The organism is Bacillus sp. DTU_2020_1000418_1_SI_GHA_SEK_038 (assembly GCF_032341175.1).
Lineage (GTDB): Bacteria > Bacillota > Bacilli > Bacillales > Cytobacillaceae > Cytobacillus.
The window spans coordinates 1,074,774-1,097,611 of sequence record NZ_CP135435.1 but is presented as its reverse complement, the minus strand read 5'-3'; the positions used below and the strand labels follow the sequence as shown (position 1 = coordinate 1,097,611).

Annotated in this window: 22 protein-coding genes and 2 riboswitches; of the genes, 9 read left to right on the top strand and 13 right to left on the bottom strand. The window is 37.7% G+C overall.

What is annotated here, in order from left to right:
* Positions 1–24 precede the first annotated feature (24 nt).
* Complete coding sequence (gene dpaL / locus RRV45_RS05455) at positions 25–1,260, bottom strand: diaminopropionate ammonia-lyase (protein WP_315667765.1); 1,236 nt, start codon at positions 1,258–1,260, stop codon at positions 25–27.
* Positions 1,261–1,446: 186 nt separating this feature from the next.
* On the bottom strand, positions 1,447–3,204 hold the full coding sequence (locus RRV45_RS05450; protein WP_315667764.1) for a sigma-54-dependent Fis family transcriptional regulator: 1,758 nt from the start codon (positions 3,202–3,204) through the stop codon (positions 1,447–1,449).
* Positions 3,205–3,908: 704 nt separating this feature from the next.
* On the opposite strand from RRV45_RS05450, the gene RRV45_RS05445 reads away from it, so the two are divergent.
* Positions 3,909–5,573: a copper amine oxidase gene (locus RRV45_RS05445; protein ID WP_315667763.1), complete on the top strand. Its 1,665-nt coding sequence runs from the start codon at positions 3,909–3,911 to the stop codon at positions 5,571–5,573.
* Positions 5,574–5,713: 140 nt separating this feature from the next.
* On the opposite strand, the gene RRV45_RS05440 is transcribed toward RRV45_RS05445, so the two are convergent.
* From RRV45_RS05440 to RRV45_RS05430, 3 genes are read right to left on the bottom strand one after another with little or no spacing between them, the layout of a single operon-like run.
* Positions 5,714–6,658 carry a metal ABC transporter substrate-binding protein gene (locus RRV45_RS05440; RefSeq protein WP_315667762.1) on the bottom strand — a complete coding sequence of 315 codons (945 nt, stop codon included), beginning with the start codon at positions 6,656–6,658 and terminating at the stop codon, positions 5,714–5,716.
* A 21-nt stretch (positions 6,659–6,679) separates the two neighbouring features.
* Positions 6,680–7,537: a metal ABC transporter permease gene (locus RRV45_RS05435; protein ID WP_315667761.1), complete on the bottom strand. Its 858-nt coding sequence runs from the start codon at positions 7,535–7,537 to the stop codon at positions 6,680–6,682.
* Complete coding sequence (locus RRV45_RS05430) at positions 7,538–8,281, bottom strand: metal ABC transporter ATP-binding protein (protein WP_315667760.1); 744 nt, start codon at positions 8,279–8,281, stop codon at positions 7,538–7,540. It abuts the gene before it with no gap.
* Positions 8,282–8,566: 285 nt separating this feature from the next.
* On the opposite strand from RRV45_RS05430, the gene mntR reads away from it, so the two are divergent.
* Both mntR and RRV45_RS05420 read left to right on the top strand, forming a co-directional pair.
* On the top strand, positions 8,567–8,974 hold the full coding sequence (gene mntR / locus RRV45_RS05425; RefSeq protein ID WP_315667759.1) for a transcriptional regulator MntR: 408 nt from the start codon (positions 8,567–8,569) through the stop codon (positions 8,972–8,974).
* Positions 8,975–9,211: 237 nt separating this feature from the next.
* Positions 9,212–9,940 carry a DUF421 domain-containing protein gene (locus RRV45_RS05420; protein ID WP_315667758.1) on the top strand — a complete coding sequence of 243 codons (729 nt, stop codon included), beginning with the start codon at positions 9,212–9,214 and terminating at the stop codon, positions 9,938–9,940.
* Between the two features lie 111 nt (positions 9,941–10,051).
* On the opposite strand, the gene RRV45_RS05415 is transcribed toward RRV45_RS05420, so the two are convergent.
* Positions 10,052–10,813, bottom strand: a complete 762-nt coding sequence (locus RRV45_RS05415) for a carbon-nitrogen hydrolase family protein (RefSeq protein ID WP_315667757.1) — start codon at positions 10,811–10,813, stop codon at positions 10,052–10,054.
* Positions 10,814–11,042: 229 nt separating this feature from the next.
* On the opposite strand from RRV45_RS05415, the gene RRV45_RS05410 reads away from it, so the two are divergent.
* Positions 11,043–11,264 carry a hypothetical protein gene (locus RRV45_RS05410; protein WP_315667756.1) on the top strand — a complete coding sequence of 74 codons (222 nt, stop codon included), beginning with the start codon at positions 11,043–11,045 and terminating at the stop codon, positions 11,262–11,264.
* 167 nt (positions 11,265–11,431) lie between these two features.
* Here the strand turns inward: RRV45_RS05410 and RRV45_RS05405 are convergent, their stop codons facing one another.
* The 3 genes from RRV45_RS05405 to RRV45_RS05395 form a co-directional block, all read right to left on the bottom strand.
* Entirely contained in the window at positions 11,432–11,635 is a 204-nt protein-coding gene (locus tag RRV45_RS05405; protein ID WP_315667755.1) for a hypothetical protein, read from the bottom strand.
* A gap of 198 nt (positions 11,636–11,833) precedes the next feature.
* Entirely contained in the window at positions 11,834–12,256 is a 423-nt protein-coding gene (locus RRV45_RS05400; RefSeq protein WP_315667754.1) for a DUF5661 family protein, read from the bottom strand.
* Between the two features lie 36 nt (positions 12,257–12,292).
* Positions 12,293–12,886 (bottom strand): peroxiredoxin, encoded by a 594-nt coding sequence (locus RRV45_RS05395; RefSeq protein WP_315667752.1) that lies wholly within the window; start codon positions 12,884–12,886, stop codon positions 12,293–12,295.
* A 227-nt stretch (positions 12,887–13,113) separates the two neighbouring features.
* On the opposite strand from RRV45_RS05395, the gene RRV45_RS05390 reads away from it, so the two are divergent.
* Positions 13,114–13,920, top strand: a complete 807-nt coding sequence (locus RRV45_RS05390) for a cupin domain-containing protein (protein ID WP_315667751.1) — start codon at positions 13,114–13,116, stop codon at positions 13,918–13,920.
* Between the two features lie 330 nt (positions 13,921–14,250).
* Here RRV45_RS05390 and RRV45_RS05385 read toward each other — a convergent pair whose 3' ends face one another.
* On the bottom strand, positions 14,251–15,807 hold the full coding sequence (locus tag RRV45_RS05385; protein WP_315667750.1) for a PAS domain-containing sensor histidine kinase: 1,557 nt from the start codon (positions 15,805–15,807) through the stop codon (positions 14,251–14,253).
* A 95-nt stretch (positions 15,808–15,902) separates the two neighbouring features.
* A riboswitch (cyclic di-GMP riboswitch) is annotated at positions 15,903–15,988 on the bottom strand.
* Positions 15,989–16,289: 301 nt separating this feature from the next.
* Positions 16,290–16,397, top strand: a riboswitch (TPP riboswitch).
* 77 nt (positions 16,398–16,474) lie between these two features.
* On the opposite strand from RRV45_RS05385, the gene RRV45_RS05380 reads away from it, so the two are divergent.
* From RRV45_RS05380 to RRV45_RS05365, 4 genes are read left to right on the top strand one after another with little or no spacing between them, the layout of a single operon-like run.
* Positions 16,475–17,083, top strand: coding sequence for a thiamine phosphate synthase (locus tag RRV45_RS05380; RefSeq protein ID WP_315668938.1), 609 nt, complete (start codon positions 16,475–16,477; stop codon positions 17,081–17,083).
* 16 nt (positions 17,084–17,099) lie between these two features.
* On the top strand, positions 17,100–17,300 hold the full coding sequence (gene thiS / locus RRV45_RS05375; protein WP_315667749.1) for a sulfur carrier protein ThiS: 201 nt from the start codon (positions 17,100–17,102) through the stop codon (positions 17,298–17,300).
* A 3-nt stretch (positions 17,301–17,303) separates the two neighbouring features.
* Entirely contained in the window at positions 17,304–18,077 is a 774-nt protein-coding gene (locus tag RRV45_RS05370; protein WP_315667748.1) for a thiazole synthase, read from the top strand.
* Positions 18,074–19,087 carry a ThiF family adenylyltransferase gene (locus tag RRV45_RS05365; RefSeq protein WP_315667747.1) on the top strand — a complete coding sequence of 338 codons (1,014 nt, stop codon included), beginning with the start codon at positions 18,074–18,076 and terminating at the stop codon, positions 19,085–19,087. The genes RRV45_RS05370 and RRV45_RS05365 overlap by 4 nt, the downstream gene beginning before the upstream one ends.
* Before the next feature lie 87 nt (positions 19,088–19,174).
* On the opposite strand, the gene RRV45_RS05360 is transcribed toward RRV45_RS05365, so the two are convergent.
* The 3 genes from RRV45_RS05360 to RRV45_RS05350 all read right to left on the bottom strand — a co-directional run bounded on the left by RRV45_RS05360 (position 19,175) and on the right by RRV45_RS05350 (position 22,713).
* The gene (locus RRV45_RS05360; protein WP_315667746.1) at positions 19,175–19,636 is read right to left on the bottom strand and encodes a hypothetical protein; all 462 of its coding nucleotides are present in this window, start codon (positions 19,634–19,636) and stop codon (positions 19,175–19,177) included.
* Positions 19,637–19,852: 216 nt separating this feature from the next.
* Entirely contained in the window at positions 19,853–20,302 is a 450-nt protein-coding gene (locus tag RRV45_RS05355) for a hypothetical protein (protein WP_315667744.1), read from the bottom strand.
* A 359-nt stretch (positions 20,303–20,661) separates the two neighbouring features.
* Positions 20,662–22,713 carry a DUF4179 domain-containing protein gene (locus tag RRV45_RS05350; protein ID WP_315667743.1) on the bottom strand — a complete coding sequence of 684 codons (2,052 nt, stop codon included), beginning with the start codon at positions 22,711–22,713 and terminating at the stop codon, positions 20,662–20,664.
* Between the last annotated feature and the right edge of the window lie 125 nt (positions 22,714–22,838).

Genomic DNA, 22,838 nt, shown 5'->3' with positions numbered 1-22,838 from the left:
CTTCTATTCCCCCATTGTAAGTTTTCAGAACTTAGGAAACGGGCAACTGCCTCCCCATACTACCTTCCTGTAGTGTGCTGGATCCGTATCTCCTTCTGAACTTATTAAAAGGATTCGAGATTGAGAGTCTAGTGACAACTCCTGACAAATTGAATGATTCTTTTCAAATTGCCGTAAATAATAGAGCAATCCAAGTGTTCCAGCACCTGACTCACCTGAAATAATATGAGGATCATTCTTTAATGGATTCCCGTAAATTCTCATCCCTAATGCAGCAAGGCTATCATCACAGGAAAAGGCTCCCATAGCATATTGCCGAAGGATCCGAAATGCTCTAGTGTTCGGTTCACCACAAGCAAGACCTGCCATAATCGTATCCATCATTCCTGTTACAATTTCTCGTTTACCCTCCTTATTGGAAAAAGACCTGTAATAACAATCAGCCTTATCTGGTTCAACGACAACGACAATCGGAGGATTTTCCCGATAATGCTGTACCATATATGCGGCAATTCCAGCTGCAAAAGAACCTACTCCAGCTTGAAGAAAAATATGTGTTGGCGGCTCCCCTCTATCTCGATGAAGTTGGTCAATAATTTCTTTACCCAATGTACAATATCCCTTCATAATCCAAAGCGGAATATCATCATACCCTTCCCAAGCTGTATCTTGAACCATAATCCAGCCATTCTGGTTTGCTAGATTTGCACACATTCTAACAGCATCATCATAATTTAATTCAGTAATATCAGCCACAGCACCTTCTTGGCGGATCGCTTCAAGTCGAACTTGTGATGATCCTTTGGGCATATAGATTACTGACTTATGCCCCAGCTCTCTCGCAGCCCACGCTACTCCACGACCATGATTCCCATCGGTTGCAGAGATAAAGGTTAGTTCACCTAATTTTTCTTTTACCCTCGGGGACTGTAGCTCTTGAAAGGACAAATTCTTAATATCTTCTCCCAGCCTATCGGCTAAATATTTTGCTATCGCATAAATTCCCCCCATTACCTTAAAAGCATTTAAGCCAAAACGGTACGATTCATCCTTTACTCTAATTTCAGCAACATCTAGGTACTCTGCTAAGTTTTTCAAGTGGAACAATGGCGTTTCTGTATAAGCTTGATGTGTCTTTTGAAAGGTATGAATAACTTCTATCTCTTTTTCTTGAAAAAACTGCAGCTCCTTTTCGTTATAAGCTGGATCATAAAAATGGTTTCTTACCCATTGAGCGTAAGTACTAATCGTATTTTGCATTTAAAATTCCTCCTATTGGTTCTGTATATTATATTTGCAATATCCGTGCCAATTAGAAAACATTGGAACACAGCACTTTACTTAAAAATAAAAAAGGAATTAAGTATCACAATGATACTTGTATCTGGAGAGAAGTCTGAATTTTCAGTTACACAATCGTAAAAATATAAAAGTATCAAATTGAGATTAAATATCAATTTGATACTTTTTAATCTTCCTAAATAAGGTTGCCCTTCCGATTCCTAATAACCTACTTGCATCCTCAATGTTCAATTGTTGACTTTGTACATATTGAAGTGCTTTTTTTATTAGCTCTATTTCCATTTCAACTAATGAAAAAGATGGGGAAGAATGGGGAAGGCTTTTTTTATCTATATCTAACTTCCTGTGGATTAATTCGCCTGCTGCTTCCATCGTAATCCAACCTGTTGTTATAAAATTAAATAAGTATTCAATAAAGTTTTTTAATTCACGGACATTTCCCTTCCATGGGAATTTTACCATTAAAGTTTTTACTTCCTTTCCAATGCCTAAAACATTAGATTGGAAGTGATCATTAAAATAGGAAACAAAGTATTCACTTAGGGCAAGTATATCTTCTTTCCTGCTGCGAAGAGGAGGAATGACAATGGGAATTACATTTAAACGGAAAAATAAGTCTTCTCGAAACTGGCCATGGTTTACCATCTCTTTCAGGTCTTTATTGGTAGCAGCAATAACACGGACATCAACAGGAATTGGACTAGTCCCGCCAAGTCGTTCAATCTCTTTCTGTTGGAGCACGCGTAATAGTTTTACTTGTAGAAATGTGGGCATCTCTCCGATTTCATCTAGGAATATCGTACCCTTCTGAGCAAGTTCAAACTTCCCCGGTTTTCCTTTATGATTAGCTCCAGTAAAAGCGCCGCGCTCATATCCGAATAATTCACTCTCCAATAAATTCTCTGGAATGGCTCCACAATTAACGGTAATAAACGGATTTCCTCTTCTCATACTAGAAAAGTGGATGGCTTTAGCAAACTCTTCTTTACCCGTACCGCTCTCACCCTGAATTAAAATGGTCGAATCTGATTGGGAAACTTGAAAGGCATACTCTTTAACCTCTAACATTTGTGTGCTCACACCAATTATTTTATCAAAAGGCTTTCTTTGATCTTCACTTGCCATTTCAGCAAGGGTGCGAATCTCATTAACGTCTTGTAAAGTAATAAGATACTCCGTATTCAAATGCCCACTAGAGGATAGTTTTTGTTTTGTTAAAAATAATGATTTTTCTCCATTTTTAGTTGGAAATGTAATGTTTAATTTTTGATTTTCTTCATTTCGTATAAATTCCTGTAGCAATGTTTGAATAACTTTTGGGATTACTTTATTTTTCAAATCTAACAACAGCTCAGCTTTTAAATTCGTTTCGTGTAGCTCCCCTTTTGCATCTATGACAATCATACCCTCATTCACCAAGTTCATTAGCTTTACCATTTTTTCAGAATTCCTTGTCAGCTCCTGAAGTAAAAAGTGTGAATGTAATTTACTAGATAAAAGGTCTGCCATTTTTCCCAAAAAGGTTAATATCCCGTCCGTGTTTTCAAAAAGCCTCTGCCTTTGTTCTTCATTAAAGGCTAATAATCCTATAACCCCAATTGCTTGGCCTTCATATTTAATAGGAGCGCAAATTTCCCCTGTCTCTGAACAATTTTGGAAAAACCTGCACCGTTCACATACTTTTGCAAATCCGGGATTAGTAATAATGACAGGTTCACCCGTTCGAATGGCGGATTGATAGACCAAATCCCCTTCCATTTTGTGAAGGACACTTACTTTTTGTTCTCCTGTACCAGCAACTCTGATAAAATGATGATTTGCAATTTCAACCTCAATTTTTAAAACAGCGGCGATGGCATCCGCTATTCTTTGCACAACAGGCTGAATATCCATCAAATCCATCTTATCTCCCCCATGTCTCATTTCACTCTTCTTATATTCAGAATTTTAACATAACAAAAAATATTAATGTAAAAAATTAATACGCGGCTCTAATATACTAGCGTACAGTGCGTTTAAAATGGTTACTTTCGGTAATCAGCACAGAAGGGGATCTTGAAAACTGAATAACCTTCTTTACGCTTTCGGGTGCGGACACTGGTTCCGTTAAGTACTCAAAAAGGCGGTTTTTTTCGAGGTGAATGGACTCTGGTTCCACTGATGCCTGAAAATAGGGCTAATTTTCTCATGTTTATCATTAATAACGGATGCTGTGTCCTCTTCATTGACTAAAAGTGCGGATTTTATAGAAATAAAGGCTCCTCTGTCCGCCAAATAAAATAGATGGAGCCTGCCACCAAATGAAACTTGAAATTTAACACAAAAAAGATGCCTGATCCCCAGCATACCAAGGCAATACAAGTTAAAATTAAGGATGGATGATTTGGAGTAAAAAGATTATTTTCGTTTCAAGTGCTTCGTCAAGAACTATAATGGCATTCGTGAATAAAGTTAGCTCTTTGCATATTAACGGATGTCCCTCTTTAATGGAAATTTGCCGATTGGTTAAAATTAGGTGAATCTATTATTTCCTCTGTCTTTATTCTGCATAAGATGCTAAGGAGTGTTCTTTTTACCTCACAATAATATATTGGAGAGTGATCCTTTTGGGAATTAGACCAGACATAATGGTTAACGTAGAGCCATTTGGTCCAAGTCAAGACGAGGTTTTTCGATTAAATAGAATCCTAGCCGACCATCCCTCTGTTCAACGATTTTTAAGGGGAACAAATCATCTTTTGCTATCGATGGAATTTTTTAATCCTGAAGACATCCCAGGTAACGTATGTTCAACTCTTCCGAAAAGTTCTCAGCCGACTCCTCCTAGTGAATTTCAAGCTACTTATTATGACTATACAAATAATCGTACCGTTCGAGCCACTGGATCCTTTAATAATCCTGATAGTATTATTGCTGCCGAATTAGATATTCAGCCGTTGCCTAGCCAAGAGGAGTTTGAGTTAGCTGTAAATATTGTCCGAGATCACCCTGAACTAGGCAGCTTAATACGCGGAAATCTTCTGCGTCCATATAGCCCAATGCCTCCGCTCATTGATACGGAGCTTCCGGATGGACGTATTGAAAGAACCATTGCTGTAGGGCTTATTCCCTGCGGTATTCTTGAAGAAGAGCCAGAAGAGCCTGAGATCGGAATACAGGATACCCTTGAACCATTACATCAGATTGTCGGAGTGAATATGATTAGACGGGATATAATTTTATATCTAAATAATGCCCCTCCAGCTTCAAGAGTAGATTTACGGATCTGTGAGCCCCCGGTTGACTCAAATCAGGCTACGGCAAGTCAAGGTACTTTAGGACAAGTACAGGTAACCGTACAACAAGCAGGAATAGAGCTTTGGTCCTTTACTGCAGTCAGGCCGGCTGCTTCTACAGGTATTGAGGGCTCTGGAATTGAACTTCGACATGTAAAGTATCGAGGGAAACAAGTTTTATATCGTGCTCATGTACCGATCCTAAATGTTCGCTATGAAAATGATACTTGCGGCCCTTTCCGTGATTGGCAGTATCAGGAAGGGATGATTGAAGCGATCGGAACAGATGTTGCCCCCGGATTCCGTTTGTGTTCTGCTCCTGCAAGAACCATCCTCGATTCTGGCTTTGATGCTGGAAACTTTCTAGGGGTTGCCATCTACGTTGAAGGCCAGGAAGTTGTATTAGTGAGCGAAATGGAAGCTGGATGGTATCGATACATCAGTCAATGGCGCCTTCATGCGGATGGAACAATTCGCCCTCGATTTGGATTCAGTGCGGTAGCGAATTCATGTACATGCAATCGTCATATTCACCACGCATACTGGAGATTTGATTTCGATATTCGAACAGCAGGCAACAACGTTGTACAGGAGTTTAATAATCCGCCTATTATTGGTAATTCGAATTTGCATACAAAGAATTTTGAAATTAGACGATCGCGTGCCCCTCAGTTTAATAGGCAATGGATCATCTCTAACCAATTAACTGGTGAAGGCTATACTTTAATTCCAGGTTCAAACGATGGCACATCTGATAGTTTTGGGGTTGGAGATGTCTGGATTCTTCGCTACCACAGTTTTGAATTAGATGATGGCCAGGGTTACACTAGAGATGTAAATGCAGCAAGAGCTAATTTGGATAAATTCGTAAATGGAGAATCTATTAATGGACAAGATGTTGTTCTTTGGTATGCCGCACATTTCTTTCATGATGAATCAAATCCAGGGGAAGTTGCGAAATTTGTTGGACCAGAGCTAAAACCAAGAAACTGGTAGAGTAAGCCGGTAATTTCACGATGGACGGCGCAAAACGCCGTCCGTAGAAAAAAATGATAGGCCTAAATTGATCTATACAGCAAAAAAGCCGTTTTATCCAACGGCTTCTTAAATATGCATACAAATTAATTTATTTTTTCTTATTTCATTAAGTTATCAAGAATTACATTTATATTCGATTCCATCATTTTGATATAAGTATCTCCATCTTCACCAGGTTTTCCAAGAGAGTCCGTAAATAACGTTCCACCAATTGGCACTCCTGTCTCTGTTGAAACCATTTCCATACTACGAGGATCGATACTTGTTTCGACGAAGAGCACTGATACATCTTTTTTATTAATTAAATCTACAATTTCCTTAACTTGTTGTGGTGTTCCTTGATTCTCTGCATTAATTTCCCAAATGTAGCCTGCTTCAAAATCATAGGCGTCACTAAAATATTTAAAGGCCCCCTCACTTGTAACTAAAAAACGCTTTTCCTTTGGAATTTTATTGAAGCTTTCTACGGCTTCTTGATGAAGTTTTTGTAATTTCTCAATATATTCTTTAGCGTTTTTTTCGTAAATATCTGCACGATCAGGATCAACTTTAATAAGTGCATCTCTTGCATTTTCTGCATACTTTATCCCGTTTCGAATATCAAGCCAAGCATGCGGGTCTTCTTCCCCTTCATGGCCTTCAGATGTTAAATATTGAGGGTCTACACCAGCGCTAAGTCGATAAACAGGACCATCCTCACCAGATTTCCCAGCTGTTAGAATAAGCTTTTCAAACCAAGAATTACCTGCCTCAAGATTCAATCCATTGTAAAAAACAACATCTGCATCCGTTGATTTTTGGATATCTAATGGAAGTGGATCATATTCATGGGGATTGGATCCCACTGGTGCTAAACTATGAATCTCCACTTGATCGCCACCAATATTTTTTACGATATCATATAGGATTGAGTAGGTCGTAACCACTTGTAACTTATCAGTATTATTTTCTTCTTCCTTAACGTTTCCTTTATTTTCACTACATCCAGCAAGTATCACTATTGCAAGAAAACTTGTGAAAAATAATTTTAGTAAATGCTTCATTTTTACTCCTCCTCGTCTTTATTATGAAAGTGAAAGTTTTTTTCTTTTCGCTTTTATGGAACGCCATAGAATTCCCTGCTTTGGTGAAAAGCCAAATGCTAAAAGGAATAAGACGGTTGACACCAGAACAATAGTTGCACCAGAAGCTAAATTATAAGTGAAGCTAAAGTATAACCCGATAATGGACGAAATGGCCCCAAATCCCGCAGAAAGGTAAATCATTACCCATAATCGATCTGTTAATAAGTAGGCTGTCGCTGCTGGTGTAATCAGCATTGCTACGACAAGTACGATTCCAACCGTTTGTAAGGAAGCAACGGTTACCATTGTGAGCAGCGTCATTAGAAAGTAATGGATCGTTTTTGTCGGTAATCCATACGCTGCTGCCATGGTTGGGTCAAAAGAAGTAACAAGCAGTTCTTTATAAAATAAATAAATCGAAATGAGAACAAAGACTCCTATACCGAGTGTAGTCCACATATCCGAAGGTCGAACCGCTAACACGTTACCAAACAAGATATGATAAAGATCTGTACTGCTCTTCATAAGAGTAATAAGGATAATCCCTAGTGCAAATGCAGCAGTAAACATGATTCCAATGGAGATATCATTTTTGATGCGGCTATTTTGACTGACAAAACCGATTCCCATTGCTGTTACAACACCTGATATAACCGCCCCAACAAAGAAGTTCATTCCAAGCATATAAGCAATGGCCACCCCCGGAAGAACAGCATGAGAAATTGCATCACCCATTAATGCCATTCCCCTTAAAATGATGAAACAGCCTACCACTCCACAAATGATTCCAACCATAATTGAAGTCAATAATGCCTTTTGTAAAAAACCATATTGGATCACAGCATCAATAAAAGCCATTTATACCTCCACCCCCAATCTATCAAGAAAAGAAAATTGTCCAGAATATGCTTTGGACAAAACATCAGCTCGTAACACCTGATTGATATCTCCAAAACCGATTAGTTCTTTATTCAACAAAATAAGCTGGTCAAAGTAATCACTTACTTTACTAAGATCATGATGAACAACAAGAATCGTTTTTCCACTATTCTTTAATTCTTTTAAAATCGTAATGATCGTCTCTTCACTCGATACATCGATTCCAACAAAAGGCTCATCGAGAAAAAATATTTCGGATTTCTGAGCAAGCGCCCTTGCTAAAAACACTCTTTGCTGTTGACCTCCTGAAAGCTCACCAATTTGACGTTTACTAAATTCCTCCATCCCAACCCTTTGCAAACATTGAAGGGCCCATTCTTTTTCTTTTTTCTTTGGTTTTTTAAATAGACCGAGTGTTGGATACGTTCCGATTAAGACTGTGTCCAAAACAGTGATTGGGAAATCCCAATCAATATTGCTTCTTTGCGGAACGTAGGCAACAGATTTCCTTAATTCATGAAAACTTTTTCCGTATACTTGAATCTCACCCTTATCTTTTGGGATAAGGTTTAATAACGCCTTTAATAGCGTTGATTTCCCTGCTCCATTTGGACCAATTATTCCGACCAGATTTCCTTTATCAATTGAAAAACTAATGTTTTTTACCGCTTCATTTCCATGATAGGAAACAAACAAACTTTTCACTGTAAGTGCGGAACTCATTTTATCGTCTCCTTTGAACTAATGTTTGTCATAAACTAATAATGTTTACCTAAGGCAACTTTTACTCAAAAATAAAATGGTAATTTACCATATTTCACTTCAATCACATTATATGCATCAATATAAAAATCTTTCCTATGAGAAACATTTTATACTTATCGAAAAAACGTGTCAATAAAAATATATTCCTGCAGCAGGTAATTTGTGTACGTAATTTAACCTAATAGAGATTTTGTTATATACTAACTATAGTTTGTCTATCATTGGATGAAAGGGGAAAATAAGTTGCCCACACCAAGTATGGAGGATTATTTAGAAAAAATTTATATAACTATTAATCAAAAAGGATATGCACGAAGTGTTGATATTGCTTCTTCACTTAATGTACTTCCATCATCTGTAACGAAAATGATGCAAAAGCTTGATGAAGCAGATTTAGGGATATATGAAAAATACAGAGGTTTCACATTAACCGAAAAAGGTAGAAAATTGGCAAAAAAATTAGTTGAAAGACATCAAATGTTAGAAGAGTTTTTACATATGATAGGGGTACAAGATGAGAATATTTATGAGGAAGTAGAAAAACTGGAACATTATATCAGTAAGGAGACAGCACTTTGTATTTCGAGACTCCTTGACTTTTTTGAAGAAAATCCTTCTATAAAAAATGCTTATCTTAACCACAATAAATAGCTGCCATTCCAGTACATATTTTGTTATCTCATTATTCTTTCTCAAGCTCAAATAAATCAAGACACTTCCTATTGGCTTATATTTCTATCGACTTATAAAAAGAGAATAAATGTGAAAAAATTAAGCTGTAGAGATAAAGATTTTTCTACAGCTTTTTTATATTTCCATTGACATGTAAATAATTAATAAAAATCTGAGTCATATTAAAATGTAAAGTTCCCTAGATGAGGTGATTTTATGGAACATGCTTTACAAATATTAAAAGTTTTAGGCCGAATTGTCACCATTTTGCCACTAGCACTATTTGCAACACTTTATATGGGAAAACGCTCCATAGGTGAATTGCCGGTGTTTGATTTTTTAGTCGTTATAACTTTGGGTGCTGTAGTTGGTGCTGATATTGCAGACCCAAAGGTTAATCATATATATACAGCAATTGCCATTATTGCAATAGCTTTACTACAGAAATTAGTTGCAACTTGGAAAATCAAAAATCGTAAAATAGGCCGTTTGTTAACATTTGAACCTACAATGGTCATTTATCAAGGGCAATTCTTAGTGAACAAAATGAAAAAAATACAGTACCCGATTGATACCATTTTACAGATGTTAAGAGAACAACAAATTTTTAATGTAAAGGATGTTGAATTAGCTATAGTTGAAGCAAATGGATATTTATCTGTTAAATTGTATCCTGAAAAGGAAGTTGCACGCATCGAACATATACCACAACCGAATGTTTTTAATAAGGGAATTGATGTACCAGTTGTTATTGATGGACAGATTTATGAAAAAGTCCTATATTCAAGGAATTTAAATGAATCATGGCTTTATGAGGAGTTAGAAAGAAAAAATATTTTCGATGTAAAGGATGTCTTTTATGCAGCCATTAACGATATGAATGAACTGCATGTAAGCATGAAAAACACAAATAACCTTCAAAACCTTCCACCTATTCTACACTAGAAAAGAAGGTTTTGAAGTTATATTTCTAATGATAAACCCCTAACTATAATGGTTTTTTTATGCGGCTTCTTATTCAATATTATGGCCCTTTCCATGATTTCAAATTTTATTTTATATATATTCAATTTGAAATTCAGATGATATTAAATCCATCTGTTCTACATTCCAATCAACAGTTAGAATGGCCGATTGTAGCGACTTATGCGATAGAAGTTGTTTCCCATTTTTTATGATCATACTTTCTGCTCCCCAAAAGGTAATTGTTTCGTCTTCTCCTGTTCGATTACAGACGAATATAGGCAACCCAGTATCAATTGATCTCTGTTCCCACTCACCGTTTGGTCCATGCAAACCTGGCCCCCAAGAAGATGGAGCTATTATCATTTCTGCTCCTTTCGCTAATAAGGTATGTGCAAACTTGTCTGTATAAGCATCTGCACAGATCATAACCCCAACTTTGATGCCTGCTAAATCGAGCGTTTCAATAGAAGTACCCGAATGACACCAGCCATCTGAAATCGTGGCGATCTTCCTTTGTCTTCCTATTACATCTCCGTCTTTATTAATGACAAATACGGTGTTATAAAGCTTCCCATCATCAGACTTTTCAGGGCAGCCAAGAAATACATTCGTATTTAGAGACTTGACCAACACACAGAAATGATTCATCCATTCACCGGGTTGCTTTTTAATCCAATCTGTCCCGATTTTTCGAGAAAATTGCAGCCCGCTAACAGCCAATTCCGGTGTTATGATCCAATCAACATTTTTATGTGCTGCGAGTTTCACTGCCCTTTCAATTAAATCTTGATTATATTGTATATCCCCAGCAATTGGTAATAAGTGCAATAAAGCAATTCTAATTTTTCTCAACACAACTCCCCCTTTTGTCTTTAAAATGCTTTTCATTCAAATGATTAATTTCATATCACTATGTATTTTAGCACTTATATTTGAAGACTATTTTGCCTAGCGTATGTTTTCTTATAAAAATAGAAAACTAAAGAATATCTATTTTAATAAATGGAAGCAAATGTAATTAAGGACATATTTAATCTTTTAAGATAAGGAATTATCCTGGTCTGTTTAAGGAGAGAACATCATGAAAAATTTTTCTGAATTGATCCATATAGGTGAATTAATAGCTGTTTCAAAGGTTTTCCAATTGAACACTTTTCAAATGATAACATTACTAGAAAATGGGTTAATGGAAGTATTCGATAATAAGGAAGCCTTTTTGGAAAAATACGGTAAGGAGGAAGCATATGGCGAATTAGATTGGTGTGAGTTAAATAATGGAAAAATATTCACAATACAAAAATAGGAAGGGAAAATGGAATGAAACTTATACTATTAAATGGCCCAAAATAAAAAAAAGAGTTCAATTCTTGCTGCTGAATTGCGCCCTTAAATTGAAAATGAGCGCTTATCCTTGTTCAGGATAGCGCCCGTTTGGTTGAAGATAAGTACTTTCAAATACTTTACTTAATTCTAATCTCTTTGATTGTCGTCATCAACGGTACCTTTCCCCGCCTCGTTGTCCAGCGCTCCGCCAGAAACAGCACCTGCGACTGCAACTGAACCAAATGGATCAAGAGCAGAAGCCATGGTATCTCCAGTAAAAGCACCTACACCAGTTTCTACTTCCTTGCTAGTATCGTTATCGGCACGTTTGCTTTTGTTGATATCAGCCATCTATTTCACTCCCTCGTTTTTTATAGGGAAGTGCTATTGTTTTAGCAGCACTGTCCCGTTTCATATTTTGTCCAATAGGGACGAATTTACGAGGAGGGATTAATTAGCATTTGTAAATATTATTACCACCCAACATGTATTATTCAAATCAAAAATTTTTATTTAGTATACAAAAAATACAATTTTCTTATAGGGTGATTACTTGTTCCAATATGCTTTTGCTTCCTCCTCAAGAACTTTTAATCTTTTATAATAATCAGGGAACTCATTGAGATGAGCTAATGCAATTTTCCCCGTAATTAGTGGGTCATCCCCAGTAACATTAGTTTGGCTGGATTGTTTCCCGTGTTCAAGTTCAGTATTTACTCCCATCCAAAACTCATCTAAATCAAACTTACTTTTAGTAAAGTCAATACCTAAAAGTATAGCTATTGCTGCTGCTTCCTCTTTTGAAAAGCTAGTTCTGCCCCTATTTAAACTATTCGATGCAATATTATTAGTTGTAAACCCAGTTGGATAATTGTTAAGTAAATTTCTAATTGATAAATGAGTATAATTCTTACAATTGTTAGCATAATTAGGGTACTGATTCATATAAAGAAAATTATTATAGTAGTACACATAATTCACTCCTAAAAATTAAACATTGGGTGGCCCTTAAATTCTACCAATGTACTTTGGATCCCTAATAATTCCAGATTTACCTGGTACCCAATTAGCAGGGACTCCTTCCCCAGTCCTTCTACTATATTGAATCCCTTGAATTACCCTTAAAATCTCGTAAACATTTCGACCAACTTCCGGTGGATTTACGAATTTGGTAACAATCGTTCCTTCTGGATCTATTATGATGGTTGCTCTGATTGTAGACCCAGTTTTTTCATTTAACACTCTGTATGCTTTACTAATTTTATGGGTTCGGTCACTTAATAATGGAAACGTCACCTGAGAAGCAGAAGGAGAAACCTCAGTAAAAACTTTATGAGAATATACACTGTCTGTACTTATGGCAAGTACATCTGTATTTAGGAACCTCAGCTGATTATAAATAGCAGCGACCGCTGCCAACTCTGTCGGTCAAACAAAAGTAAAATCACTTGCATAAAAAAATAAGATCACCCATTTTCCACGATAACTTTCTAGGCGAATTTCTTTAATTTTTTTTTCTACATTGTCGTAAGCTTCTGCCACAAACAGGGGTGCTATATCATTTGGTTGTGCACAAAATGGTGGTACACAGTCCTCATACATAAGATAATACCCTCCTTTCACCTCTTAAATTTTTTTCCTGCTGCTGAGCAGTTGTTGTGGCTCATCATGCTGCTAATTCCAAGTTATTCTCTTAATAGAGTATAAAAAAGGAATCGAAATGTACCTTGGATACTCGAAGAGGTCATTTAACATTAATAAGTACATTCCTCTTTTAGCGTACATAAGATAATTTAGTAATAATAAATAATATGAAGGGATTGAGGGAAATGTACTATGTGCCCTATACGTATCAATATCCTTATTATACAAATGTACCAACGCATACTTACGGAAATCCTACTGGTTATTTGACTACTCCTAATGAGTTGGCATTTAGTTCTTATCGGTCTTTTTATGGTGACAGCAGAAACGGATTAAAAGATTATGGAGGAAACCCATTTGTTATAAATATCAATGAGGCCACCAAACAAAACAACACGTATCGTACTGCACTTTGGACAGGAAATCATTTGCAAGTCACATTAATGAGTCTCAATGTTGGTGAAGATATCGGATTGGAAGTGCACCCTGATGTGGATCAATTCTTACGAGTTGAACAAGGTCAGGGAATTGTCCAAATGGGCAAAAGTAAAGATAATTTAAGTTTCCAATGGAGAATTTTCGATGATTCTGCAATTATGGTACCGGCGGGAATGTGGCACAATATCACAAATACAGGAAATGTTCCGTTGAAACTATACTCAATATATGCCCCACCAAACCATCCATTTGGTACTGTTCATAAGACTAAGGCAGATGCAATGGCTATGGAAGAAGGTTTAGGTAATGGGAATGGGAAAACAGTAATTTCCGGAAAGACTCCAGATGAATGGGTAAGACATACCGAGTTTTTGGTAAAAGAAGGCTTGGAGGACGTTAAAAGAGGAATTAATATGACACATATTCTTCAAGAGTTTATTCTAATGGGAGTTCTTGTAGGAAAGGGATTTACTCCTGAAAAAGCATATGAAACTGTAGAAGAATGGGAGCGTACAGGAGAATCCAAACTTCTTCTGGAAAGCAAAAATATGTAGAGCAACCATAATTAAACAATCAGATGCTTTTGTTGAAAAAAGGCTATATTATTTTCCTGCCTGCATTAAAAACACGCCGATCACGGCGTTTTTTTTGTGTTATTATGCGAATAGCCCTAGATAACAAACTGGCCATTAAAATAGAAAATGAGCGCTTATCCTTGTTCCAGGATTGCGCCCGTTCGTGGAATTTGGTGTTATTAATTTTCTCTTTTTCCTTTTGACTTTTACATCTTGTATTCAAAAGGGGTAAACAGAGCTTTCTTTTTCCTTCAAATTCTATTTGCGGAACTTTACATTCAGTATTACTTCTCCTCTAGTTCGAACTTATCAGGGAGTGACAAGCACCGGTTCACTTTTCCCAATAGGTAAAATAACATCAACAATGGTTCCTTTATTTATGGTGCTTTCTAGGCTTAGGGTGCCCCCATGTTCTTGAACAATTTTATGACTAATCATTAATCCTAATCCCGTTCCTTTTTCTTTCGTACTATAAAAAGGCTCACCAATACTTTTAATTCGATCTTCAGAAATGCCGCATCCTTGGTCAATAATCCTAAATCTAATATTGTCTGATTCGGATCGCATTGTTTGAATTTGAATTACGCCTCCATTTTCCATGGCTTCCACAGCATTTTGAAGAATATTGACAAAAACCTGTTTGATTTGATGCTCGTCACAATGAATAATTGGTAATTCGGAATCAGACTCTTGAACGATAGCAATATTTTTTAGTTTGGCACGTGTATTAATTAATGTAATTACATATTGCAAAAGTTCATTAATATCAGTCGGTGCCAATTTACTTGCTTGTGGTTTAGAAAGTGATAAGAATTCTTGTATTATTTTTTCTATACTATCAATCTCAGACAACATAATTTCAAGATAGTTTGGTTTGTCTATTTCCATTTGCATAAGCTGCAGAAAACCCTTTATCGAAGTAAGAGGGTTCCTAATTTCATGTGCAACACCTGCAGCCAATTGCCCTACTAGTGATAGCTTTTCCGTTTTTCGTATAAATTCATCTACCTTCTTTCGCTCAGATATATTACGCCCTACAACAACAATATGTTCTAATTTATCACTCTCCCCAATTACAGGGGTTCCCTGAGCTTCTACGTAAACCCACTCACCATCAGCATTTTCACACCGAAACTCGACTTGAAATGGTAACTTAGTTGAAATCATTTGAAAAAATTGTTCATATACCCTCAGAGAATCGTCAGGATGAACCAAATCAAAGGCCGATACTCCTATATACTTTTTTGGATCAAACCCCAATACCTTTTCATGCGAAGGGGATGCATAAATAACTCTTCCATCTATATCCCAGAGTCCAACTAAATCCAACATGTTCTCTGTAATAAGACGATAATTGTCCTCACTCAACTTTAGAGCATTTTCTACCCGCTTCCTTTCGGTAATATCAACACATGAACCAATGATTTCAACTACCTCACCTTTTTTTCTAATAGGCCGCAACGATGCCAGGTAGTAAACACCATTTATTCCCCCTTCGTACGTGACGTTATCTTCGCCTTGCCAAGCTCGCCAATAATATTGAATAACCGTTTCTGCATCAAGATGTGGAAGGAAATCACATAATTCGTTTCCAATAATCTTTTCAGGGAAAAGATCCATTCGATATAGTAACCTTCCATCACACAGAGTATGAATAAATCTATCGCCATCCTTAATAAACTTAAAAATCATCCCTTGCTGCAGTCTGATTGTATCTACTAACTCTTGATTGTAAGTTTTTAGAGACTCCTCTTTCCATCTTTGATTAGATAATTCACGCGAAAATTTTTTCTTTATACGGGTCCAAAAGAAGACAAGTATGAAAACAACCACTATTGCAAGTATAAAACCTATAATCAGTTCCACTTTGTACCACCTCAAAATCTTACACTTTATCCCTCGTTAACGTACAAAAAATCCACCTAAAAAAAAGTGGATTTAATTAATGAGTATCCATCTTCATCTTTGTCTCGACCATCATAGCAAAAATGCCTTAAATCCGTAGCTTTCCGTCCCCTACCTTTTGATAGGTTTGCAATTATCGAAAGCTTTACTGTAGGTATATTTACTCACTCCAAGTATAGCATCATTATATTTAAGAACCAATTCCTTTATTACAAAATATTTCCTCAGACTGTTTTATTTACAACAGCTGATTGTGCTAATTTTTTCGTTTCAATGGATTCCCAAATTACAAATTATATTGCATGGGAAAGGAAAGTAATCCCTGTTAAGAAAAACCTCCTCGTTCCATTTTGTTTCTATCTGTTTAGGAGTTTGATTGTTTCGCATACTTCCATAATTATAGCTTATATGTTATGATTCCTATAGTCAGAAAATTGTAAATGTGAAATCACTAGGGGAATCCTTTTAAAGGACTGAGAGAAGAGTGTACTCTGATACCCTTATAACCTGATCAGGTTTGAGCCTGCGTAGGGAAGTGCTATGTTACTTTATTTTTTATTTAAAGTACCACTTTCCTTGCTTAGGAGAGTGGTTTTTTTATTTGTTAGGGGGAATGTGATTGAAGCTGATGGCCGTGACGAATGATCGGTTAAAGGTGGATCATCTAACTAAAATCATGATTAATATAGATCCGTTCGTAGATTATTTCATCATCAGGGAACGGACGAAAACAGCCAATGATTACATAGAGTTGATCGCTGCATTGACTGAAGAAAAAGTCAGTAAGGATAAATTAATTGTGAATGACAGGGTGGATGTAGCTCTTGTTTCGAATATTCAACGGGTGCAGCTTCCAGGCCACGGGCTTGCCGTTTCGCAGGTGAAAGACCATTTCCCCCAGTTACTCGCAGGACGTTCAGTACATTCTGCTATAGAGGCTGAACACGCTTCGTATGCGGGCGCTGATTGGCTGCTATATGGACATGTATTTGAAACGAACTGCAAAAGTGGCTTAGAACCCCGCGGGCTTTCGGAACTTCAAGAAATCTCGAAAAAAGTGATGGTTGATTTGTATGCAATTGGAGGGATTAAACCGGAACATATCGACATGCTGCACCATATCGGGGTAAATGGGATCGCTGTCATGTCAACGATCTTTGAAAGCGATGATCCGGTATCCGCTGCAAAGGAATATTACGAGGCTTGTCAACAAGCTATTTGCTTATCAAAAGGATAATAGGAGCTGAATTTTAATGAGTATTACACTAAATGGTCAAGCATATACGCTGCCCGAAGATGTTTCAACCGTTCAGCAATTACTCCAGCATTTGGAGCTCTCCAAGCGGATCGTGATTGTTGAAGTAAATAAGGAAATTGTTCAAAAAGACCAATATAATCGCCCCATTCGCGAACGTGATCAAGTAGAGATGATCCATTTTGTAGGAGGAGGATGAAGAATGAGCATGTTAAAAATAGGAGATAAAACCTTTCAATCAAGACTTTTATTAGGGACAGGAAAGTATCCATCTTTTGAAATTCAAAAGGAAGCGGTCCGCGTGTCCGATGCTGATATTCTTACATTTGCCGTAAGAAGGATGGACGTTTTCGAGCCATCGCAGCCAAATTTCCTGGAAATGCTTGACTTATCCAAATATACTTTACTTCCAAACACGGCAGGAGCCAAAACAGCTGAAGAAGCGGTACGGACGGCGAAACTGGCCAAAGCATCAGGGCTGTGTGACATGATAAAGGTCGAAATTATCGGCTGCGACCGAACGCTTTTACCTGACCCTGTAGAAACGTTAAGAGCGTCTGAGATGCTGTTGGCAGAAGGGTTCACTGTACTTACCTATACATCGGACGATGTTGTCTTAGCAAGAAGGTTGGAAGAGCTTGGTGTTCATGCGGTCATGCCAGGTGCATCACCGATCGGCTCCGGAAGAGGAATTTTAAATCCGCTTCATTTGAAATTTATTATTGAACAATCTTCCGTTCCTGTTATTATCGATGCTGGTATTGGTTCACCAAAAGATGCAGCATATGCTATGGAACTTGGAGCTGATGCCGTTCTGTTGAATACCGCAGTATCCGGTGCGAAAGATCCTATAAAAATGGCTGAAGCGATGAAGCTCGCCATCGAAGCAGGCCGTTTAGGTTATGAAGCAGGCCGGATTGATGAAAGGGATTATGCTGTGGCAAGCAGTCCGCTTGAAGGATTGCTCCCATCGTGAACAGCCGCTATTCAAGACAGGAATTATTTGAACCGATTGGAGAAATAGGCCAAAAGAAAATTAGCCAGGCTCACATTTTAATCATTGGCGCAGGGGCGCTTGGCTCGGCAAGTGCAGAAATGCTTGTACGCGCGGGCGTCGGGAAGCTCACGATTGTTGACCGGGATATCCTTGACTGGAGCAATTTGCAACGGCAGCAGCTTTATACAGAGAAAGATGTAATAGACCAGCTTCCTAAGGCTGTTGCTGCCAAGAAGCGGCTAAGTGAAATCAACAGCACGGTTGATGTAGAAACAATTGTAGCTGATGTCACAGTAGAAAATGCAGAAGAGCTTGTCAGCGGAAAAACGTTGATTGTAGACGCAACAGATAATATAGAAACGAGACTGTTAATGAATGATGCTTCAAGGAAGCTGGGCATTCCATTTTTTATGGGAGCGGTTGTTGCCAGTTATGGATTAACTTATCCAATTGGATTGGGGGAGCGTCCTTGTCTTCATTGTTTGTTGGAAACACTTCCTCCACAAACACTAACGTGCGATACAGCAGGAGTCATCAGTCCGATCATTCAGGTGGTAGCTGCTCACCAAGTAACGAATATATTCAAATATCTTGTCGGTGAAGAAGTGGATTCCAATTTGAAATCTTTTGATCTTTGGACGGGCGATCAGGCCGCGATAGATGTAACATCGCTTCGTCGGTCTGATTGTCCGAGCTGTTCGAAAGATGCCATATATCCATTCTTATCTAAGGAAAATCAGACAAGAACAGCAATCTTATGCGGTCGGGATACTGTGCAATTGACATGGCCTAAAGATCGGAAAGTGGAATTAAGGCAGCTTGCCGAAGCCATTCATCCAATCGTAACTGGGCTCATTTGTAATATGCATCTTCTTTCATGCCATTTTAACGGCCACCGAATTGTTCTTTTCCGTGACGGCCGCATGTTGATCCACGGTACGAAGGACGTTGTCAAAGCTAAAACGATTGCAGCCAAGTTAATAGGTTAATATTTTTCTAAAAACATCTCTTCACCAAAAGGTACCTGACCCCACCATTTTAAAATATTCCTGCACTGGGGGTCAGGCATCAATAATTTAAATTTCATTGCAGCCAAAGAAGGTCAAGTTTGGTTGGAGATCCGCTGATCCCAGGACAGGACCGGAAGCAAACCCAGCAATAGTGAGATTAAACAAAGTATCATTTGAAGAAGGTGGGCCAGTCGTAAACGAAACTTCATATGCTCTTGGAGTTGTTTCACCAGTTACAAGTCCCTCACCTTTTGTAGTAACTATACATACTCCGACAGTCAAAAAACCGCAGCTAACTGATCTTGTATTTGCTGAAGTTGCAGTAAATGTAAAATTCCTATCATCCACGGCATTACTTTGATCAACAAATGTTGCTGTAAATGTGGTTGATTCTAATCTATCTGCACAGGCATTAACAGCAAGAGTTATTGATCCAGGCCTAGTAGAAGAATCTTCAACGAAAAACATATCAAGATTACCTGTTGCAGAAGGGTTTGTACGCACGCCACACGAACAAACTAATCCCATGATTTCACATCCTTTCTTCATAAATTGCTACTAATATATGTACAAATAGACAAGGGGTTTGTACAATACTCCTATGTATTTTAAGTTTAGAAACATCGAATGAATTCTTCTTCCTTTAAAAATTCACTTCCAAACCTGCTTTTTCAACTTCAATGGCTTCATTCATACAAACCCAAAAAAAGACCATCTCGTATAAGATGATCTTTTGCTTCTCCTTTAATTTTCATTGCAGCCAAAGAAGGTTAAGTCTGATTGGATATCCTCGGATCCGAAGGAGGGGCCTGAAGCAAAATCATCGATAATGAAATTAAACAAAGTAGACGGACGAGTTATAAAATTAACTTCAAATACTCTTAGAGTTGTTTCACCAGTCACAAGCCCCTCACCTTTTATTGTAACTATACATTCTCCGACATCCACAAAACCGCAGCTAACCGATCTAGTATTTGCTGGAGTTGCAGAAAATATAAAACTCCTATTATCCCCAAGATCGCTTTGATCAGTAAATGTTGCGGTAAATGTAGTGGATTCGAGCCGATCTGCACAGGCATTAACAGAAAGAGTTATTGATCCACGCCTAGTAGAACGATCTTCAAAGAAAAACATGTCAAATCTGCTAGTTGCAACAGGATTTGTACGTACACCACACGAACAACTTAACCCCATAATTTCACATCCTTTCTTTATAAATTACTACTAATATATGTTCCAATGGACAAGCTGGTTTGTATGGTACTCCCATGTATTTTAAGTATGGAAATCATCGAAAAAAGGTGCCTCACCCCCACTGTATTTGAGTATTACGGTACTGGGGGACGGGCACCATAGCCTTCCAATCTAGTCTTTTATTTTTTCGCCAAAAGGTGGAACAGCCTGCCTTGGTCTCGCTTTTACCGCGGACCACCTTTTTCCCTTGGGACGGGTAATGAGACGACCTCGCTTTTACCGCGGACAAGCATTTTAACCTAATACGGGGAATGACCACTGATCAACCGAAATTCTGAATTACCTCTACCCTTCACCTGTTATTCCAAAGTAATCTTCACAACATCATCCAAATATTTCGTTTTATTATACCCATAAATCTCCAGCCTCTCAGGGTTCACATTGTTCCCCTGGAACCGAACGCTTTGAACTGTAGCTAAATGACGGGGCTGCTCGATTTCTTCATACGAGATAGGCATATTACTTATATCGAATACTACTCCGTTTTTATCAACGATTACCCCTTCAGAATTCATCTCCATTGAACTCGATTCACTTGCAATATTGAATTGAAGCCACTCATATACTCGATTCTTAAATTCATGATTGCTAATCACAATATTGGTAGACTGCCCATCTTCCATCCTGTCTATGGAGATTGTACTGCCCGCATATTCGAAAGTATGAGGATATTCTCTAATGTCGTCTAATTCGAGGATAAATGTGTCATCAACTGATAAATGGGCAGATCCAAATTGAACCTTAACCTCTTTTGGTTTTTCTCCTAATAGAGGATCAAAGTGTGCTTGAAAAGTATACCAATTCATGTCTGGCTGTGATTCAAAAAAAGAGCTGCCATACATATGAGCTTTCACTTTTTTACTGTTCACTTCTAAATGGTTAAAGTTCAATACATCTATCCGCTTCTTCGGCTGTTCATTACTAATGCTAAATCGCAATATCGTTCCAGTTGGAGCAATGATGAATTTATCAAACCGAACCGGAATTCCCTCTATTTCTGTTACTTCATCCAATGCATATTCGGTGGAAGGCTGTTTTGTTACAGGTATCTCGAAGCTCCACTCTCCTGTATTAAATTCCATGTTCCCGTAATGACTAAAGACATTCGGATCAGAGGCATTACGAATTAATTTCACAAGCTTCGTAATTTTGAGTTGGATTGTCCCATTATCCTCTGTTAGCGGCAACAGACTAATTTTCCCATGATACACGTTCTTTTCCTTATTATTGATATCCGATTCAAGGTCAGGAGGATAGAACTTTGGATAAGTTGCACGTCTCATGATTTCATATTCATTCTCTACAAAAACCCCATCATCATAATTCATCATATATTGGTTGTCTTCATTTGTATCTTCGATTTCATAAAAAACAACCGTCTGAACATCATCAGAGATTGCGCTCTTAATCTTAATTTTCACCCCATCGCTTTCCGCTTCAAGGTTCAGCCTTTGACCCAGGCCTTGTTGTAGAAAGTAACGCAATTCCAGATCTTCTTCTGTCCATGTATAGTATAGATAGGCAAACGCCCCAGTAAAGAAACCTACACCTATCAATAATGCGAATACACTTGCAAAAACAAGTCCCACTCTTTTACGTTTCTTGTTCTTTTGTTGTCTTTGCCTCTCTTTTTCTATCAGCCGATTTCTGACATTTTCCATGAAACTAGACGGCACATGCAAATCTTCCATCCTAAGAGTAAGGTCCGACATGGTTAACATGACATCCTGAAAAGCAGACAGATCCCCCTGACAATCTTGACAATGATAAATATGTATTTCGAAATCAATCTTTTTCGGGCGTTCCATAGCTCTTTCTAAGTAATCGATATAATCCTTTTGATACTCCTTACATCCATTAAAGGTTAACCCGGGCCTCATTTCATTTCTAAGTGACAGGATTCCTAAAGCCAAAAGCTCTTTCATCTTTTCCACTGAAACTTCGAGAAGATGTGCCGCTTCCTCCTGAGAGAATCCTTGTACGTATGTAAGGACCATGGCCTCTCTCTCGGATTCCTTCAATTGATCAAGCGCTTTAAATAAATCCTGCCGTGGTTCACCTTCATCTGAAGCTTGTAAATTTCTAACACCCGAAAGCTCCCGGCAATTTTGTATAAAAATGGATGTAACCCACATTTCGAATGATGTTTTATTTTTAAATCGGGGCCATTCCTTTTGGACTTGTATAACGGACCGGTAAAAAAGCTCCTCCATTTGCTGCTGATTACTAAGATAAGACCAGCCAAGAGTATAGAACGATCGCTTATGCTGATGGAACCAATCAACGATGGATTCCACGCCTTTTTCTCTAATTGTGGTGGTAGAAATGGGATTTATTTTTGCTGGAATCATATAGGTTTCCCCCCCTTTTTATGCTGGAATAGATTTTATCAACAAATTTACAATTATTATAAATAATGGTTCATATATAAAGAATATCAAACTTCCTATCAGTCTGTCAGTCTGTGTCTTCTATT

Bases quoted from the DNA above. Each gene is read 5' to 3' on its own strand.
- thiS (WP_315667749.1), top strand. From the start codon at position 17,100: ATGAGTATTACACTAAATGGTCAAGCATATACGCTGCCCGAAGATGTT.
- RRV45_RS05350 (WP_315667743.1), bottom strand. From the start codon at position 22,713: ATGATTCCAGCAAAAATAAATCCCATTTCTACCACCACAATTAGAGAA.
- RRV45_RS05450 (WP_315667764.1), bottom strand. From the start codon at position 3,204: ATGGATTTGATGGATATTCAGCCTGTTGTGCAAAGAATAGCGGATGCC.
- RRV45_RS05435 (WP_315667761.1), bottom strand. From the start codon at position 7,537: ATGGCTTTTATTGATGCTGTGATCCAATATGGTTTTTTACAAAAGGCA.
- RRV45_RS05355 (WP_315667744.1), bottom strand. From the start codon at position 20,302: ATGGGGTTAAGTTGTTCGTGTGGTGTACGTACAAATCCTGTTGCAACT.
- RRV45_RS05420 (WP_315667758.1), top strand. From the start codon at position 9,212: ATGGAACATGCTTTACAAATATTAAAAGTTTTAGGCCGAATTGTCACC.
- dpaL (WP_315667765.1), bottom strand. From the start codon at position 1,260: ATGCAAAATACGATTAGTACTTACGCTCAATGGGTAAGAAACCATTTT.
- RRV45_RS05370 (WP_315667748.1), top strand. From the start codon at position 17,304: ATGAGCATGTTAAAAATAGGAGATAAAACCTTTCAATCAAGACTTTTA.
- RRV45_RS05440 (WP_315667762.1), bottom strand. From the start codon at position 6,658: ATGAAGCATTTACTAAAATTATTTTTCACAAGTTTTCTTGCAATAGTG.
- RRV45_RS05390 (WP_315667751.1), top strand. From the start codon at position 13,114: ATGTACTATGTGCCCTATACGTATCAATATCCTTATTATACAAATGTA.
- RRV45_RS05380 (WP_315668938.1), top strand. From the start codon at position 16,475: ATGGCCGTGACGAATGATCGGTTAAAGGTGGATCATCTAACTAAAATC.
- RRV45_RS05405 (WP_315667755.1), bottom strand. From the start codon at position 11,635: ATGGCTGATATCAACAAAAGCAAACGTGCCGATAACGATACTAGCAAG.
- RRV45_RS05430 (WP_315667760.1), bottom strand. From the start codon at position 8,281: ATGAGTTCCGCACTTACAGTGAAAAGTTTGTTTGTTTCCTATCATGGA.
- RRV45_RS05410 (WP_315667756.1), top strand. From the start codon at position 11,043: ATGAAAAATTTTTCTGAATTGATCCATATAGGTGAATTAATAGCTGTT.
- RRV45_RS05360 (WP_315667746.1), bottom strand. From the start codon at position 19,636: ATGGGATTAGTTTGTTCGTGTGGCGTGCGTACAAACCCTTCTGCAACA.